The organism is Comamonas sp. JNW, from assembly GCF_003105075.1.
GTDB classification, from domain to species: domain Bacteria; phylum Pseudomonadota; class Gammaproteobacteria; order Burkholderiales; family Burkholderiaceae_C; genus Comamonas; species Comamonas squillarum.
Genome location: NZ_QETI01000009.1, coordinates 1 through 15,546 on the forward strand (window position 1 = coordinate 1; position 15,546 = coordinate 15,546).

Below are 15,546 nucleotides of genomic sequence, written 5' to 3' on the forward strand. Positions count from 1 at the left end.
AAGGCGCCGTTGCTGGGGTCAATCCCAGAGTGAAAGCGGTGCTTACAGGCGCACGGGGATGCCGCGCTCGCGCATGCGCTCTTTGGCCTGCTGCACCGTGAACTCGCCGTAGTGGAAGATGCTGGCTGCCAGCACCGCATCGGCGCCGCCCTGCTGCACGCCATCGGCCAGGTGGTCGAGGTTGCCCACGCCGCCCGAAGCAATGACGGGCACGCCCACGGCATCGGCCACGGCACGGGTCAGTGCCAAGTCAAAACCGGACTTGGTGCCATCGCGGTCCATGCTGGTGAGCAAGATCTCTCCGGCGCCGCGCGCGGCCATGTCACTGGCCCAGCGGACAGCGTCCAGCCCCGTGTTCTTGCGCCCGCCGTGGCTGTAGACATCCCAGCCCTCGCCGCGCTCGATGACATCCTGGCCTTGGCGGCGCTTGGCGTCGATGGCAACCACAATGCACTGCGAGCCGTAGCGATCACTGGCGGCGTTGATGACGGCAGGGTCGGCAATGGCCGCAGAGTTGAAGCTGGTCTTGTCGGCACCGGCATTGAGCAGACGCCGCACATCGGCCACGGTGCGCACGCCGCCGCCCACGGTCAGTGGAATGAAGACCTGGCTGGCAACAGCTTCGATGATCGGCAAGATCAGATCGCGCCCATCGCTGGTGGCGGTGATGTCCAGAAAGGTCAGCTCATCGGCGCCCTGGGTGTTGTAGCGCGCCGCAATCTCCACCGGGTCGCCGGCATCGCGCAGTTCGACAAAATTGACACCTTTGACGACGCGGCCACCGGTCACGTCGAGGCAAGGAATGATGCGTTTGGCAAGCATGGAAGATCTCGTGGCAGATGGGAGCGGTGGCAATAACGCCAGACGGGCAAAACGATAACACGCCCAGCCCTGGCGCGCAGGCTGCGGGCCAGAAAAACGCCTGGCGCGCTTGGGCCGCCAAGCGTTGGATCAGGATCCGTCAATGGACGCTGCGGCCGGTGCCAATCTGCCAGCGCCAGACATCTTCCATCATGCGGTCCAGACCCAGCTTGGGCTGCCAGCCCAGCTGCGTGCGTGCTTGCGAGATATCCGCCCAGCAGTGCGCTGCATCGCCTGCGCGGCGTGCACCGATGCGAAAAGGCACGGCACGGCCATTGGCATGCTCGAAAGCGCGCACCAGACCCAGCACCGAGGTAGGCTGGCCCGAGCCAATATTGAAGCGGGCCAGGCCCGCGTGGCCGCGCAGATACTGCAAGGTAGCGACATAGGCATGGGCCAGGTCCATCACATGCAGGTAGTCGCGCACCGGGGTGCCATCGGGCGTCGGGTAGTCGCCGCCATAGATGCGCAAACCATCGCGCTTGCCGGCAGCCACCTGGGCCAGATACGGCGCCACATGGGAAGACATGCGCGGCGGGTCCTCGGCAATCAGACCGCTCTCGTGGCAGCCCACGGCATTGAAGCTGCGCAGCAAAGCCATGCGCCAGCGCTTGGGCGAGGCTTCATCCAAGCTGCTGAGCACCTGCTCGACCATCAGGGCCGTCTGGCCATAAGGCGTGCTGGCAGACAACGGTGCGTCTTCACGAACGGGGTGCGGCGCCGGATCACCATAGACCACCGACGAGGACGACACCACCAGGTTGCGCAAGCCGGCGGTCTGCATGGCGCGCAGCAGGCCAATGGTGCCCGAGACATTGTTGTCGTAGTAGCGCAGTGGCTCGCGCGCGGCGTCCGCAGAAGCGGTGAGAAAGGCGCTGTGGATGACCGCATCGAAATGCTGTTCATCGAACAACTGCTCCAGCACCGCCACGTCGCGCACATCGGCATCGATGCAGGGCGGCGCAAAGCCCAGGATCTTGCCCAGCCGGGTGATGACCGAACGCCTTGCATTGCTGAAGTTATCCAGAATCAGGAACGGCATGCCGGCTTCAGCCAAGGCAATGCAGATATGAGAGCCAACATAGCCGGCTCCGCCAGTCACGAGTATCACAGGGGGCTTTCAAAGAGGTCTTGCAGAATGCGCTATCCAAGACTTCTATGGATTCTGGCATCCTGACCAAGCGTACATTGTCCAATAAGCCACAGTTATGGAAAACCTTTGTTGGTGATCAGAAGCAGCTCCAGGTAACAACTAGCATTTGTTGACATTCCTCAAATTTGTATTCACCACAGCGACTTAAAACGCGGTGTAGGCAAGGTCCCACAACCCTGGCGCGCGACAGCGGCCAATCCAGCACACAAACTGTTTCAATTAACACAAATATAAAAAAGGCCACCACTCCGGTGGCCTGGCTGCGCTGCCGTGTTGCAGAGCGTTTCTGCACCTGTCAGAGGCTGTCGCTCAATTGGTCCGCGCGCTCCTGGGCCGCTGCAAAGTCCAGATCACCGGTGTAGATGGCGCGGCCGCAGATGACTCCTTCGACGCCTTCGGGCTCGGCCATGCACAGCGCCTCGATATCGGCCATGCCCGACAGACCACCGGAGGCAATCACCGGAATCTTGATCGCCTGGGCCAGCTTGATGGTGGCGTCCATGTTGATGCCACTGAGCATGCCGTCACGGCCAATGTCGGTGTAGATGATCGATTCCACACCCCAGTCCTCAAAGCGCTTGGCCGTCTCGATGACCGAGTGCTGGGTGATCTTGCTCCAGCCATCGGTGGCGACCATCCCGTCCTTGGCATCGAGGCCGACGATGATGTGGCCGGCAAAGGCCGTGCAGGCGTTCTGCAAAAAGCCAGGGTCCTTGACCGCAGCGGTGCCGATGATCACGTACTGCATACCGGCATCGATGTATTTCTCGATGGTGTCCAGGTCGCGGATACCGCCGCCCAGCTGCACCGGCAGCTCGTCGCCAAACTCCTTGAGGATGGCCTTGATGACTGGCAGGTTCTTGGGCTGGCCGGCGAAGGCGCCGTTGAGATCCACCAGATGCAGGCGGCGCGCGCCCGCATCGAACCAGCGGCGGGCGACCGCAACCGGGTCTTCGCCAAAGGTGGTGGATTGGTCCATATCGCCTTGCTTGAGGCGCACGCAGTGACCGTCCTTGAGGTCAATCGCAGGAATGAGCAGCATGGTAGTGGGCTGACGGTGAGAATTTAAGGGTTCCAGTGCAAGAAGTTGCGGTAGAGCGCCAGGCCCTGGTCCGCACTTTTTTCTGGATGAAACTGGGTGGCGAAGATGTTGTCCCGGCCAATGGCACAAGCAAAGCGTTCGCCATACTCGGCCCAGCCGTGGCACTGGGCATCACTGGCAGGCGCCGCATAAAAGCTGTGGACAAAATAGAAATAGGACTGGTCGGGCACGCCTTGCCAGACCGGGTGGGGCTGGCCGCCATGGGCTTGCTGCTGCACCTGGTTCCAGCCCATCTGCGGCACCTTGAAGCGGCTGCCATCGGCCTGGGTGCGGCCCGCCAGCTGGAACTTGCGCACCTGACCGGCTATCAGGCCCAGGCCCGGGGTGTCGCCCTCTTCGCTGTGGTCCAGCAGCATCTGCATGCCCACGCACACGCCGAACATCGGCTTGTTGCGTGCCGCTTCCAGCACGCTGTCCTGCAGGCCCGAGGCCTTGAGCTCGGCCATGCAGTCGCGCATCGCGCCCTGGCCCGGCAGCACAATGCGGGTGGCGGCGCGCACCACGTCGGGGTCGGCCGTCACCACCACGGCCACGGACGAGCCGGACGCTGCCGCCTGCACGGCCTGCGATACCGAGCGCAGATTGCCCATGCCGTAGTCCACCACGGCAACGGTATTGGATGAAGTTGTCATAGCTTGCAAGAAGTGAGTGTAGCGCCAGTCGCCAACGGCGGGCTTACAGCGATCCCTTGGTCGACGGAATCACGCCGGCCATGCGCGGATCATGCTCCAGCGCAAAACGCAATGCGCGCGCAAAGGCTTTGAAGATAGTCTCGCACTGGTGGTGGGCATTGAAGCCCTTGAGGTTGTCGATGTGCAAGGTCACACCGGCATGGTTCACAAAGCCCTGGAAGAACTCGTACACCAGCTGCGTATCAAGCCGGCCAATGCTGCCAGCGGTGAACTTCACATCCATGTGCAGACCCGGGCGGCCGGAGAAATCAATCACCACGCGGCTGAGCGCCTCATCGAGCGGCACATAGGCATGGCCATAGCGGCGGATGCCCTTCTTGTCACCAATGGCCTTCGCAAAGGCCTGGCCCAAGGTGATGCCGATGTCCTCGACCGTGTGGTGGCCGTCGATGTGCAGGTCGCCCGCGCATTCAATGTCCAGGTCGATCAGGCCATGGCGCGCAATCTGGTCGAGCATGTGGTCCAGAAAACCGATGCCCGAGTTCAGCCGGGCCAGGCCCGTGCCGTCCAGGTTCACACGCACCTGGATGCGGGTCTCGGCAGTATTGCGGGCCACTTCGGCCGTGCGGTGCAGCGGCGTGGCGGTCGATGGGGTGGGCACCAGATTATTCATACAGACTCCTTGAGCGCCGCCAGCATGCGGGCATTTTCTTCGCGGGTGCCCACGGTCAGCCGCAGGCACTGGGCCAGCAGCGGGTGCATGGCCGATACATTCTTGACGAGCACGCCACGCGCCTTCATCGCCGCCTGGGTCTTGCCCGCATCGTCCACGCGCATCAGCACCATATTGGCCTCCGACGGCCAGACCTTGCGCACGCCGCCCAGCGCCTGCAACGCATCAATCAGCGGCTGGCGTTCTGCCCGGATGGCGCTGGCCTGCTCGGCATACAGCGCCTCATGTTCCAGCGCAAAAATCGCCGTCTCGCAGTTGAGCACGCTGATGTTGTACGGGGGGCGGACCTTGTCGATCTCGTTGACGATGACTGCCGGCCCCACCAGGTAACCCAGGCGCGCGCCAGCCAGACCGAACTTGGACAGGGTGCGCATCAGCAGCACATGGCCATTGCGCGCGGGATCGGCACGCATCTGGTCGATCCAGCTGCGGCTGGCAAAGGGCTGGTAGGCCTCATCCATCACCACCAGGCCCCCCACGTCAGCGACGGCATCGATGACGGCCTGCACCTTGTCCTGGTCCCACAAGGTGGCGGTCGGGTTGTTGGGGTAGGCGATGTAGGTGATGGCGGGCTTGTGCGCGGCAATGGCGGCCTGCATCGCGGGCACATCCAGATCAAAGTCTGCGGTCAGGTTGACGCCGACAAAGTCGAGGCCCTGCAGCTGGGCCGACATCGGGTACATGACAAAACCCGGCATGGGCGCGAGCATCTTGGCGCGGCCTTCGGCATGGGGCTGGGCGGTAGCCAGCGCCAGCAAGGTGATGATCTCGTCCGAGCCATTGCCCAGCAGCACGGCCGTGCCGGTGGGCGCGCCCACATAGTCGGCCAGCATTTTCTTGAGGGTCTCCAGGCGCTCGCCCGGGTAGCGGTTGATCTCCAGCGCGCCCAGCCGCTCGCCCAGCTTTTGCTGCAGCGCGTCCGGCAGGCGGTAGGGGTTCTCCATGGTGTCCATCTTCAGCAGACCCTTGGAATCTTGCACATGGTAGGCCTGCATGGCGCGCACATCGGCGCGGATGCGTTGCAGGGCCTGTTGGGACTTGTCTTGGGACGTCATCACATCACTCTTTCACATCAGGAATTTCAGGCTTTGGCCTGGACCGGTGCGGCTTGGCGCAACGGATGCACGATGGTCACGCCACCAAATTCGGCGCCATGGGGCAGGTAGAGGCTGAGCATTTGCTGGCAGCCACTGTGCTGGGCACAGGCCACCGCCAGGCAATCGCCAAAATCCAAGGCATGGCGCGCCTGCACGGCCCAGGCGGTCTCCAAGGTGGCGGCATCGGTTTTCCAGGGCGTCCAGCTCTGGTAGCGGCGGATGGCGGCGCGCGCATCGCCTTGGGGCATGGGGGCGGCCGCCGTGGTGACCTGGTCGTAGAACTCACTGAGCGCCTGGTTGCCGGTGCGGCCGGTGCGGCTGCTCCACAGATGATCGAGCCAGTCCAGGGTGGCCTGGTAGAGCGCAGCGTCCGAGACGTTTTCTGCGGCGACCAGCACCGAGGTATCGACAAACACAGTGCTCATGCCCCCTCCTGCCCGGTCTTGCGGCGGCCACCGATTTTGCGTGCCGCAGCGGCGCCACCCGGAGGCGTTGCACCGCCTTGCCAGCTGCGCTCATCGGTGCGCCAGGCCAGGTAGGCGCGCTCGTAGGCGTCCTCGCGCTGCTGGAGCTCGGCCATAAAATCTCCGACCATGCGTGAGACGCTGGTGCCGCGCCGTGCGGCCTCGACCCGCGCCCATTCCAGCACGCTGTCTTCCACAGTGATGGTGAGATTTTTCATGCGGCCGATTTTACACGAAATTCGTGCAACACGAATTTCGTGTTGATAAACCAGACTGCTGCCATCGGACGTTGCGGCCACTATCATCAGGGCAGCCGACCGAGCCCTCATCCATGCCACTTCTCACCGACCTCCTCCCGCAAGCAGCCGCCTCCACGGATCTGCCAGCCCTGACCCACTTGCTGCAGCACCACCGTCCCTGGACCGTGCTGACCGGCGCGGGCGTGAGCACCGGCAGCGGCATCCCCGACTACCGCGATGCGCAAGGCGCCTGGAAGCGCCCTGCCCCAGTGCGCTTTCAGGACTTCATGGACGAGACGCTCACGCGCCAGCGCTACTGGGCGCGCAGTCTGGTGGGCTGGCCGGTGTTCTCGCAGGCCCAGCCCAATGCCGCGCACCAGGCGCTGGCCCGGTTGGAGCAGGCCGGCTATATCCAAGGCCTGATCACCCAGAACGTCGACGGCCTGCACCAGCGCGCGGGCAGCGCGCGGGTGGTGGATCTGCATGGCCGGCTCGACCAGGTGGTCTGCATGGGCTGCGGTCAGCGCATGGCGCGCGCCGACTTTCAGCACGAGCTGATAACGGCTAACCCCGATTGGCAGCACCTGAGCGCCAGCGCTGCACCCGATGGCGATGCCGATCTGGGCGGTGTGGACTTTGCCGCTTTTCAGGTACCGGCCTGCTCCACCTGCGGCGGCATCCTCAAGCCCGATGTCGTCTTCTATGGAGAAAACGTACCTGCCGCACGCCGCCAGGAAGCCATGAACCACCTGGCCGCCAGCGGCGCGCTGCTGGTGGTGGGCAGCTCCTTGATGGTCTATTCAGGCCTGCGCTTTGTGCATGCCGCCAAGCAAGCGGGCCTGCCGGTCGCGGCCATCAACCTGGGCCAGATGCGCGATGACGCACTGCTGGACCTGAAGCTGGCCCAGGCCTGCGCGCCCGCACTCAGCAGCCTGGCCGATCTGCTGGCACCCGCCCGCAGCGACTGACATTGCCAGCAACCCCAACCCACGACGGGGGCCCCGCAACGGTAGATGGAGCCGATAGCCTGCAGCTACACTAGCGGGCTTTACCCAGCCCGTGCCCCAGCGCTGCCAAGCCCCCTTTGCCCACTGCATGTCTCCTGCCTCCATCCCCCACCCCCAGCCGCACGACCACCAGAAAGCGCTGCGCCTCATGCTCGCCTTTGCCTGCCTGTACGCACTGGCCTGGACGCTCGTGCCGCCGCTGCTCGCCCCCAGCTTTCCGCTGGATGTGGTCGAGAGCCTGGGCTGGGGCCGTGAATGGCAATGGGGCTACTACAAGCACCCGCCGCTCCCCCCCATTGCGCTGCATGCGTCCTTCTTGGCGCTGGGCCGCTGGGGCCCGTTTGCGCTGAGCCAGCTGTGCGTGGCGCTGACCTTGGGGCTGGTCTGGCTGACGGCCTGCCGCCTGGTCGGGCGCGAGCGCGCCTTTATCGGCACGGTGCTGACGATGGGCGTGGTCTTCTACACCCGGCCCGCGCTGGAGTTCAACCACAACATTGCGCAGATGCCGTTTTGGGCGGGCATCTGCTACTTCTACCTGGCCGCCTGGCAGGACGACAAGCGCTGGCAATGGCTGCTGCTGGGCCTGATGGCCGGCCTGGGGCTGCTGAGCAAATACTCCATCGGCTTGCTGCTGCTCTGCCTGGGTCTATTTACCGTGCTGAGCCCGGCACGCAGCCTGCTGCGCCGTCCAGGCCCCTGGCTGGCCTTGCTGGTGATGGCGCTGGTGTTTGCGCCGCACCTGCTTTGGCTGCATAGCAACGACTGGCTGCCTTTCTCCTATGCCAAGGATCGCTCCAACAGCTCCGGCGAATCGCCGCGCGCAGGCGCGCTGGGCTTTTTGCTGACCCAGCTGCTCAACCACCTGCCGCTGCTGCTGGTGCTGCTGTTTGCCTACTTGCGGCTGCGCTGGTCCAAGCTGCGGCCTGCCGTATCTGCCCCCTGGCAGTGGCACAGCGCCAAGCCCGCCTACCTGTGCCTCATCGCGCTGGCCCCAGGCTTGCTGCTGGCCACGCTGGGCATGGCCCTGGGCTTGCGCCTGCGCGATATGTGGGGGGTGCCGATGTGGCCTTTCAGTGGCGTGCTGGCTGCGGCGCTGATCCCCAGCGCCTGGCTCGCGCCCATGCGCCCCTACCTGTTGCGCGGCACCATGGTGTGGCTCACGGTGATTTCCGTGCTCTGTGGTGTATATCTTTGGAAGATCTCGGACTTCCGCAAGAGCCCGGTGCGCAGCGATTGGCCCGCTGCCGCGCTGGCGCAGCAGGCCGAGGCCACTTGGGATTCGCTGTCGAGCTGCCCACTCGATACCGTGGCCAGCGATGCCTGGACCGGTGGCCTCGTCGCCATCGGCGCCAAAAGCCAGCCCTCGGTGCTGATCCCGGGCGACCCGCGCCATTCGCCCTGGGCCACGGCCCATCGCCTGCAGCAGCATGGCGCGCTGCGGATCTGGCAGTTGAAAGAGGATGCGGATCGGGATGCCCCCACTGGGCCCTACCCGGTGCTCGATGGACTGCAAGGCATGCGCCTGCATGAGGGCGAATGGGTCATTCCCTGGCCCCGGGGCCAGAGCCGTGCGGACCTGGTGGTGCAATGGCGCGCCTATGTGCCGGCGGCCTGCGAGCGGCGTTGATCACCGCCCTGCTTGCTCTGCCCCAGCCGTTTTGACCCGGGGCAGCAGGCGAGCGATGCTTAGCGCTTGATCCTCATCTCGGCTGCGCGCGCGTGGCCTTGCAGGCCTTCGCCATAGGCCAGCACCGCGGCAGTCTTGCCCAGCACCTGGGCGCCCGCCTCGCTCACCTCGATCAGGCTGGAGCGCTTTTGGAAGTCATAGACGCCCAGCGGCGACGAGAAACGCGCGGTGCCGCTGGTGGGCAGCACATGGTTGGGGCCTGCACAGTAGTCGCCCAGGCTTTCGCTGGTGTAGGCGCCCAGAAAGATCGCGCCCGCATGCTTGAGCAGGGGCTCCCAGCGGTGCGGATCGCGGCTGGAGACTTCCAGGTGCTCGGGCGCAATGCGGTTGCTCAGCGCGCAGGCCTCTTCCATGTCACGCGTGAGGATCAGTGCGCCCCGGTCGGACAGGCTCTTGGCGATGATGGCCTTGCGCGGCATCTCGGGCAGCAGGCGGTCGATTTCGCGCTGCACAGCATCCAGGTAGGCGGCATCGGGGCACAGCAGAATCGACTGCGCCAGTTCATCGTGCTCGGCCTGCGAGAAAAGATCCATCGCCACCCAGTCGGGCGGCGTCGAGCCATCGGCCAGCACCAGAATTTCGCTGGGGCCGGCAATCATGTCGATGCCCACCAGGCCGAACACGCGCTTTTTGGCGCTGGCCACATAGGCATTGCCCGGGCCGGTGATCTTGTCCACCTTGGGGATGGTGGCCGTGCCGTAGGCCAGCGCCGCCACGGCCTGCGCACCGCCAATGGTGAAGGCGCGGTGCACGCCCGCCACATAGGCCGCAGCCAGCACCAGCGGGTTCTTCACACCCTGGGGCGTTGGCACCACCATGATGATGTCCTCCACACCCGCTACATGGGCCGGGATGGCATTCATCAGCACGCTGCTGGGGTAGGCGGCCTTGCCGCCTGGCACATAGATGCCCACGCGGTCGAGCGGCGTGACTTTCTGGCCCAGCAAGGTGCCGTCTTCGTCGCGGTAGCTCCAGCTCTCGCCATTGGCCTTTTTCTGGGCCTCGTGGTAGCTGCGCACGCGGCGTGCTGCCGATTCAAGCGCCTCGCGCTGCTCAGTGGGCAGGCCCTCAAAGGCGGCCTTGAGCTCTTGCTTGCTCAACTCCAGCGCAGCCATGCTGCTGACCTGCAGGCCATCAAAGCGCGCGGTGTAGTCCAGCACAGCGGCATCGCCGCGCTTTTGCACGTCCGCCAGGATATCGGCCACCCGCTGCTCGATGGCAGCATCCGTGTCCGCCGACCAATGCAGGCGCTGAGCGAAGTCATGCTCGAACTGGGCATCGGTGGTTGACAGACGGGCGGGAGCGGCAACGAATTCCATAGTGAATACCTTCTGACTCAGACACTTTTCAAACAGGCAAGTGCCAGCCTGAGAGCGGATGCTTAAACCGGGGCAGTTTGGGCAACACCCGCAGCAAACACATCAATGATATGGCGCAGGCGCTTTTGCTTGAGCTTGAGCGCCGCCTGGTTCACCACCAGGTGCGAGCTGATGTCGATAATGTGCTCGACTTCCTGCAGGTGGTTGGCGCGCAGGGTATTGCCGGTGCTCACCAGGTCGACGATGGCATCGGCCAGACCCGTCAGCGGCGCCAGCTCCATGCTGCCGTAGAGCTTGATCAGGTCCACGTGCACGCCCTTGCGCGCAAAGAACTCGCGCGCAATCTGCGGGTACTTGGTGGCCACGCGCAGACGCGCGCCGCGCTTGACGGCCTGGGCGTAGTCAAAATCATTGCGCACCGCCACGCTCACACGGCACTTGGCGATCTGCAGATCGAGCGGCTGGAACAGGCCCTCGCCGCCGTGCTCGAGCAAGGTGTCCTTGCCGGTCACGCCCAGGTCCGCGCCGCCGTACTGCACATAGGTGGGCACATCGGAGGCGCGCACCAGCACCACCTGCACATCGGGCTGGGTGGTGGCAAAAATCAGCTTGCGCGACTTTTCGGGGTCTTCGAGCACCTCGATGCCTGCGGCGGCCAGCAGCGGCAGGGTTTCGTCAAAAATGCGGCCTTTGGAGAGGGCCAAGGTGATCATGGTGGTGTTGTCCATGGGGCACTTTCGCCAGCGGCAGCCTGCGCATCCATGCCGGATGGGGCTGGGCCAGCCTGGGTTGAAACAAGAAAAATCAGGCCTGCTGGGCAGCCCACTCGGCAGGGGTGTGCGTCTTCATCGACAGCGCATGCACCTCATCGGTATGCATCTTCTGGCCCAGGGTCGCGTAGACCAGCTGATGGCGCTGGATCAAACGCTTGCCTTCAAAGGCGGGCGACACGATGGTGGCAAACCAGTGGCGGCCATCGCCCTCCAGCGCAATATGTTCGCAGGCCAGGCCGGCGGTGATGATGTCTTTGAGGTCCTCAGCAGTCATTGCACGCTCTCACTTAGTCGGTTCGAAATGCCTGCCAGCCGCTCCGTGGGGTGGGCTGCTGGCCAGGCAACTGCAGCCGCGCGGGCTGCAGCAGGGTTCATCAGTTACGGATCTTGTAGCCGGTGCGCAGCAGCTGCACCGCCAATGCACTCACCAGCAGCCAGGCAACGGCCACAATGCCCAGGCTCAGCCAGGGCGAGGTGTCGCTCTGGCCAAAAAAGCCGTAGCGAAAACCATCAATCATGTAGAAGAACGGGTTCAGGTGGCTGACCTTTTGCCAGAACGGGGGCAGCGACTGGATCGAATAGAACACGCCCGACAGAAAGGTCATCGGCACGATCACAAAGTTCTGGAACGCCGCCATCTGGTCAAACTTGTCTGCCCACAGGCCCGCCAGCAGGCCCAGGGTGCCCATCAGGCCTGCACCCAGCACGGCAAACATCAGCACCCAGGGCAGCGATGCAAAATGCGGCGGCGCGAAGAACAAGGTGATCACATAGACACCCAGGCCGACGGCTAGACCCCGCACGATGGAGGCGCCGACAAAGGCAAAGAACCAGCCCCAGTGCGACAGCGGCGTCAGCAGAACAAACACCAGGCTGCCCATAATCTTGCTTTGCACCAGACTCGACGAGCTATTGGCAAAGGCGTTTTGCAGCAGGCTCATCATCACCAGTCCCGGCACCAGAAAGGCGGTGTAGCTGACATCGCTGAACACGGTCACGCGGCCTTGCAGCACATGGCCAAAGATCAGCAGGTAGAGCACGGCGGTCAGCACCGGCGCGGCCACGGTCTGGAAGCTCACCTTCCAAAAACGCAGCACCTCTTTGTAAAACAGGGTTTGCCAGCCGCTCATCGTGCCACTCCCGCACCCAGTTGCGTGGTGGCATGGTCCACCACGGCATCGCGCGCCATCACTTGCAAGAACACATCCTCCAGATCCGCGCGGCGGATCTCCAGGTCTTCGACCACCACGCCTGCCGTGCGCAGCTGGGCAAGGATGCGCTCCACATCCGCTGCGCTGCTGGCGGGCAGCTGCACAATGCGGCCGGTGATGCGCGCCTGGGCGGCCAGATCGGCTGGCAGCAGGCCATCGGTCTTGAACTGCAGCACGTTCGAGGAGCTGCCCTGCAGCAGCTCGGCCATGGTCGACAGCGCCACCACATGGCCTGAGCGCAGCATCGCAATGCGGTTGCACAGCGCCTCGGCCTCTTCCAGGTAGTGGGTGGTGAGCAGCACCGTATGGCCCTGCTTGTTGAGCTTGCTGACGAACTGCCACAAGGTCTGGCGCAGTTCCACATCGACGCCGGCTGTGGGCTCATCGAGCACGATGATCGGCGGCTTGTGCACCAGCGCCTGGGCGACGAGCACGCGGCGCTTCATGCCGCCGCTCAACTGGCGCATATTGGCCGTGGCCTTGTCGGCCAGGCCCAGGCTCTCGAGCAGCTCATCGATCCAGGCATCGTTGTTCTTCACACCGAAATAGCCCGATTGGATGCGCAGCGATTCGCGCACATTGAAAAACGGGTCAAAAACCAGCTCCTGCGGCACGATACCGAGCTTGCGGCGCGCATTGGCATAGTCCTCGCGCACATCGCTGCCCAGCACCTTGACGGAGCCGCTGCTGGCGCGGGCCAGGCCGGCCAGAATGCTGATCATGGTGGTCTTGCCCGCGCCGTTGGGCCCGAGCAGGCCAAAGAACTCCCCTTCCTCGATATCGAGGCTGACGTTGTTCAATGCCTGGAAGGGCCCCTTGGCGGTCTGGTAGACCTTGGAGACGGATTGGAATGCGATGGCGGACATGAGTCGGCCATTGTAGGCGCAGCGGCCAGATGGCGCTGTCCTGGGGATTCAGCGCTCAGCCGGCGGTGGTCAGCAGGCCATCGACACCATAGAGGCGGGCCAGCGACAGCACCGGCGCTGACACGCCGCGCATCTCAAAGGGCCGGCCAGCCCCCAGTGCCGCGCGCCGGCTGCCCAGCATCACGGCCAGCGCCGATGAGTCAAACACCGCCAAGGCGCTGGCATCGATCTGCACCGCAGCGCCCGCAGGCAGCTGCGCAATGCCCGCCTGCAAGTGCTGCAGGCAGGCCTGGGCCTCATCATGGGTCAGGGTCGAAGGCAGGCTGAGCGCGGCCATGGTTTACTTGCCTGCGTTGGCCTTGTTGCGGGCAGCGATGGAGTCGATCAAGGTCTGTGGGCTGCCACCGGGCTTGTTCAGCTCTTCCTGGAACTGGTTGCGGTAGGTCTCCACCATCCAGATGCCCATCACGTTCAGGTTGTAGATCTTCCAGCCCATGCCCTGGCCGGGGGTCTTGACCAGGCGGTAGTCCAGCTGGATCGGGTCACCCCGGCCCAGGATCTCGGATCGCACCACGACTTCCTTGTCAGCGGGCTGCATGCGCACCGGCTTGACGCTGATGGTCTGGTCGCTCACCTGGTGCAGCGCACCGGCGTAGGTGTTGACCATCAGCTTCTTGAACTCATCTTGCAATTGCTGCTGCTGGGAGGCCGTCGCGGTACGCCACTTGGGGCCTACGGCCGAGGCCATCATGCGGCGGAAATCCACATTGGGCATGACCACGCTGTCGACATACGAGGTGATCTTGGAGACATCACCACCCCGGATGGACTGGTCGGTCTTCAAGGTGCTCAGCACTTCGTCCGAGAGCTGCTTGATCATCGCGTCGGGCGCCATGTCTGCTGCGCTGGCCGCCAGCGGGGCCGATGCCATGCAAGCCACTGCAGCCCATGCGGCGGAGTACTGCACCCATGCTCGACGATTCATCATATGCGTTCCTTTCAGCCGGTGTCTGCCATTCAGACTCGGACCATTTTTGATTCTGAGGCAGACACGCAGTTGCATGCACCACCCTATTTCTTGTAAGCCTTTATAACGGCGGCTTATTTGACGCGGCCCTGGGGCTGGGGGTCGGCTGCCGACTCATTCATCCACTGCGTCTCGTCCTCTTCCTCGCCCGCCTGGGTGGCATTTTGGCGCAGCTGCAGGTAGGCGTCACGGGTGAAGCTGTACTTGTCGAGCGCTGCGGACTGCACCAGCGACGTGGTGCCCAGCAGGTTGGCCCGGGTGTTGACAATGCGCAGACCGGTCAGCGAGTTGCGCACGGGCACATCGTTGATCGAGCTGACCACATTGCCCTGCCAGTCCACCACCATGCCGGCGGAATCGCGGATCGTCGATGGGCCCAGCAAAGGCCAGACGATGTAGGCGCCCGCAGGCATGCCATAGCGCGCCATCGTCAGGCCAAAGTCCTGCTTGTGGCGCTCGATGTCCATTTCGCTGGCGATATCGATCAGACCACCCAGACCGAAGACGGTGTTGGTGGTAAAGCGCACCACGCTGTTGTAGGTGCCCTCACCCTTGAGCTGCAGCGCGTTGTTCACGGCTGACCACAGGTCGCCGAGGTTGGCGAAGAAGTTGGTCACGGCGGTGCGCACCACGGTCGGCGTCACATCGCGGTAGCCGGTGGCCACGGGCTCGAGCACCGCGCTGTCGACGGCATCGTTGAAGCTGAACACCGCCCGGTTGTAGGGCTCCAGCGGGTCGCGGGGGTTGGCGCCAGGGCCGCTGGCACAGCCGGTCAGCACCGTAGCCAGACCCAGGGAAGAAGCCAGCACCCAGGTGCGGCCTTGGAGGTGGAGTGGATAACGCATCATCGTTCTCGTTTTTTGCTTGTGTTATTCGGCAGCCTTGGGTGCGGAGCTCTCCGAGGCCTTGCCATACAGGAACTGGCCGATCAGATTTTCCAGCACGATGGCCGATTGTGTATTGGTGACGGTATCACCACTGGCCAAGGGCTTTTCATCAAAGCCGGCCTCAACGCCCACATACTGGTCGCCCAGCAGACCGCTGGTCAGGATCTTGAACGAGCTGTCCTTGGGGAAGGCATAGCCATTGGCCAGCTCGATGTGGACATCGGCCTGGAAGGTCTGGTCATTGAAGCCGATGCTTTTGACACGGCCAACCTTCACACCGGCGCTGCGCACGGCCGCCTGGGGCTTCAAGCCGCCAATGTTGTCAAAGCGGGCGGTGACTTCATAGCCTTTGTTGAAATCCAGGGTCAGCAGGTTGCCTGCGCGCAGCGCCAGGAACACCAGCGCCGCAGCACCCAGCATGACAAACAGGCCAACCCAGATATCGGTTTTGGAGGGCTGCATATGCGAATCCGTTTCTCTTTTCACTA

19 protein-coding genes are annotated in these 15,546 nt (G+C 64.0%); 2 read left to right on the forward strand and 17 right to left on the reverse strand.

All coding sequences use genetic code 11. From position 1 onward, the window contains the following. Positions 1-42: 42 nt before the first annotated feature. From hisF to DCO45_RS14045, 8 genes are all read right to left on the reverse strand, one after another. Positions 43-822 carry an imidazole glycerol phosphate synthase subunit HisF gene (gene hisF / locus DCO45_RS14010; RefSeq protein ID WP_021026068.1) on the reverse strand — a complete coding sequence of 260 codons (780 nt, stop codon included), beginning with the start codon at positions 820-822 and terminating at the stop codon, positions 43-45. 139 nt (positions 823-961) lie between these two features. Continuing rightward, positions 962-1,972, reverse strand: a complete 1,011-nt coding sequence (gene galE / locus DCO45_RS14015; protein ID WP_116926415.1) for a UDP-glucose 4-epimerase GalE — start codon at positions 1,970-1,972, stop codon at positions 962-964. Between the two features lie 337 nt (positions 1,973-2,309). Further along, entirely contained in the window at positions 2,310-3,056 is a 747-nt protein-coding gene (hisA, locus tag DCO45_RS14020) for a 1-(5-phosphoribosyl)-5-[(5-phosphoribosylamino)methylideneamino]imidazole-4-carboxamide isomerase (protein WP_116926416.1), read from the reverse strand. Positions 3,057-3,079: 23 nt separating this feature from the next. Continuing rightward, positions 3,080-3,748 carry an imidazole glycerol phosphate synthase subunit HisH gene (hisH, locus tag DCO45_RS14025; RefSeq protein WP_116926417.1) on the reverse strand — a complete coding sequence of 223 codons (669 nt, stop codon included), beginning with the start codon at positions 3,746-3,748 and terminating at the stop codon, positions 3,080-3,082. 43 nt (positions 3,749-3,791) lie between these two features. After that, positions 3,792-4,421, reverse strand: coding sequence for an imidazoleglycerol-phosphate dehydratase HisB (gene hisB, locus DCO45_RS14030; protein ID WP_116926418.1), 630 nt, complete (start codon positions 4,419-4,421; stop codon positions 3,792-3,794). Then, positions 4,418-5,536 carry a histidinol-phosphate transaminase gene (gene hisC, locus DCO45_RS14035; protein WP_116926419.1) on the reverse strand — a complete coding sequence of 373 codons (1,119 nt, stop codon included), beginning with the start codon at positions 5,534-5,536 and terminating at the stop codon, positions 4,418-4,420. The genes hisB and hisC overlap by 4 nt, the downstream gene beginning before the upstream one ends. A gap of 26 nt (positions 5,537-5,562) precedes the next feature. Next, positions 5,563-6,003, reverse strand: a complete 441-nt coding sequence (locus DCO45_RS14040; protein WP_116926420.1) for a PIN domain-containing protein — start codon at positions 6,001-6,003, stop codon at positions 5,563-5,565. Beyond that, entirely contained in the window at positions 6,000-6,260 is a 261-nt protein-coding gene (locus tag DCO45_RS14045) for a DUF6364 family protein (protein ID WP_116926421.1), read from the reverse strand. The genes DCO45_RS14040 and DCO45_RS14045 overlap by 4 nt, the downstream gene beginning before the upstream one ends. 113 nt (positions 6,261-6,373) lie before the next feature. Between DCO45_RS14045 and DCO45_RS14050 the strand changes: the two genes are divergently transcribed. Together DCO45_RS14050 and DCO45_RS14055 are read left to right on the forward strand one after the other, a co-directional pair. Then, a complete protein-coding gene (locus DCO45_RS14050; protein WP_116926422.1) occupies positions 6,374-7,249 on the forward strand; it encodes an NAD-dependent protein deacetylase in 876 nt (291 codons plus the stop codon). 127 nt (positions 7,250-7,376) lie between these two features. Then, entirely contained in the window at positions 7,377-8,915 is a 1,539-nt protein-coding gene (locus DCO45_RS14055; protein ID WP_116926545.1) for a glycosyltransferase family 39 protein, read from the forward strand. A gap of 59 nt (positions 8,916-8,974) precedes the next feature. Here the strand turns inward: DCO45_RS14055 and hisD are convergent, their stop codons facing one another. From hisD to mlaD, 9 genes are all read right to left on the reverse strand, one after another. Continuing rightward, complete coding sequence (gene hisD / locus DCO45_RS14060) at positions 8,975-10,294, reverse strand: histidinol dehydrogenase (RefSeq protein WP_116926423.1); 1,320 nt, start codon at positions 10,292-10,294, stop codon at positions 8,975-8,977. A gap of 62 nt (positions 10,295-10,356) precedes the next feature. Continuing rightward, entirely contained in the window at positions 10,357-11,007 is a 651-nt protein-coding gene (gene hisG / locus DCO45_RS14065; protein WP_116926546.1) for an ATP phosphoribosyltransferase, read from the reverse strand. A gap of 91 nt (positions 11,008-11,098) precedes the next feature. Further along, complete coding sequence (locus DCO45_RS14070; protein WP_021026078.1) at positions 11,099-11,341, reverse strand: BolA/IbaG family iron-sulfur metabolism protein; 243 nt, start codon at positions 11,339-11,341, stop codon at positions 11,099-11,101. A 100-nt stretch (positions 11,342-11,441) separates the two neighbouring features. Beyond that, entirely contained in the window at positions 11,442-12,197 is a 756-nt protein-coding gene (locus DCO45_RS14075) for an ABC transporter permease (RefSeq protein WP_021026079.1), read from the reverse strand. Next, positions 12,194-13,144, reverse strand: coding sequence for an ABC transporter ATP-binding protein (locus DCO45_RS14080; protein ID WP_021026080.1), 951 nt, complete (start codon positions 13,142-13,144; stop codon positions 12,194-12,196). Before DCO45_RS14080 ends, DCO45_RS14075 begins: the two co-directional genes overlap by 4 nt. Before the next feature lie 55 nt (positions 13,145-13,199). Then, the gene (locus DCO45_RS14085) at positions 13,200-13,481 is read right to left on the reverse strand and encodes an STAS domain-containing protein (protein ID WP_116926424.1); all 282 of its coding nucleotides are present in this window, start codon (positions 13,479-13,481) and stop codon (positions 13,200-13,202) included. Between the two features lie 3 nt (positions 13,482-13,484). After that, on the reverse strand, positions 13,485-14,132 hold the full coding sequence (locus DCO45_RS14090; protein WP_116926425.1) for an ABC transporter substrate-binding protein: 648 nt from the start codon (positions 14,130-14,132) through the stop codon (positions 13,485-13,487). A gap of 113 nt (positions 14,133-14,245) precedes the next feature. Continuing rightward, a complete protein-coding gene (locus tag DCO45_RS14095) occupies positions 14,246-15,016 on the reverse strand; it encodes a VacJ family lipoprotein (RefSeq protein WP_116926547.1) in 771 nt (256 codons plus the stop codon). Positions 15,017-15,040: 24 nt separating this feature from the next. After that, on the reverse strand, positions 15,041-15,520 hold the full coding sequence (gene mlaD / locus DCO45_RS14100; RefSeq protein WP_116926426.1) for an outer membrane lipid asymmetry maintenance protein MlaD: 480 nt from the start codon (positions 15,518-15,520) through the stop codon (positions 15,041-15,043). Positions 15,521-15,546: the final 26 nt, after the last annotated feature.

Bases quoted from the DNA above. Each gene is read 5' to 3' on its own strand.
- DCO45_RS14095 (WP_116926547.1), bottom strand. From the start codon at position 15,016: ATGCGTTATCCACTCCACCTCCAAGGCCGCACCTGGGTGCTGGCTTCT.
- mlaD (WP_116926426.1), bottom strand. From the start codon at position 15,520: ATGCAGCCCTCCAAAACCGATATCTGGGTTGGCCTGTTTGTCATGCTG.
- DCO45_RS14070 (WP_021026078.1), bottom strand. From the start codon at position 11,341: ATGACTGCTGAGGACCTCAAAGACATCATCACCGCCGGCCTGGCCTGC.
- DCO45_RS14050 (WP_116926422.1), top strand. From the start codon at position 6,374: ATGCCACTTCTCACCGACCTCCTCCCGCAAGCAGCCGCCTCCACGGAT.
- hisH (WP_116926417.1), bottom strand. From the start codon at position 3,748: ATGACAACTTCATCCAATACCGTTGCCGTGGTGGACTACGGCATGGGC.
- DCO45_RS14085 (WP_116926424.1), bottom strand. From the start codon at position 13,481: ATGGCCGCGCTCAGCCTGCCTTCGACCCTGACCCATGATGAGGCCCAG.
- DCO45_RS14075 (WP_021026079.1), bottom strand. From the start codon at position 12,197: ATGAGCGGCTGGCAAACCCTGTTTTACAAAGAGGTGCTGCGTTTTTGG.
- DCO45_RS14055 (WP_116926545.1), top strand. From the start codon at position 7,377: ATGTCTCCTGCCTCCATCCCCCACCCCCAGCCGCACGACCACCAGAAA.
- DCO45_RS14040 (WP_116926420.1), bottom strand. From the start codon at position 6,003: ATGAGCACTGTGTTTGTCGATACCTCGGTGCTGGTCGCCGCAGAAAAC.
- hisD (WP_116926423.1), bottom strand. From the start codon at position 10,294: ATGGAATTCGTTGCCGCTCCCGCCCGTCTGTCAACCACCGATGCCCAG.
- hisC (WP_116926419.1), bottom strand. From the start codon at position 5,536: ATGACGTCCCAAGACAAGTCCCAACAGGCCCTGCAACGCATCCGCGCC.
- hisB (WP_116926418.1), bottom strand. From the start codon at position 4,421: ATGAATAATCTGGTGCCCACCCCATCGACCGCCACGCCGCTGCACCGC.
- DCO45_RS14090 (WP_116926425.1), bottom strand. From the start codon at position 14,132: ATGATGAATCGTCGAGCATGGGTGCAGTACTCCGCCGCATGGGCTGCA.
- hisG (WP_116926546.1), bottom strand. From the start codon at position 11,007: ATGATCACCTTGGCCCTCTCCAAAGGCCGCATTTTTGACGAAACCCTG.
- hisF (WP_021026068.1), bottom strand. From the start codon at position 822: ATGCTTGCCAAACGCATCATTCCTTGCCTCGACGTGACCGGTGGCCGC.
- DCO45_RS14080 (WP_021026080.1), bottom strand. From the start codon at position 13,144: ATGTCCGCCATCGCATTCCAATCCGTCTCCAAGGTCTACCAGACCGCC.
- hisA (WP_116926416.1), bottom strand. From the start codon at position 3,056: ATGCTGCTCATTCCTGCGATTGACCTCAAGGACGGTCACTGCGTGCGC.
- DCO45_RS14045 (WP_116926421.1), bottom strand. From the start codon at position 6,260: ATGAAAAATCTCACCATCACTGTGGAAGACAGCGTGCTGGAATGGGCG.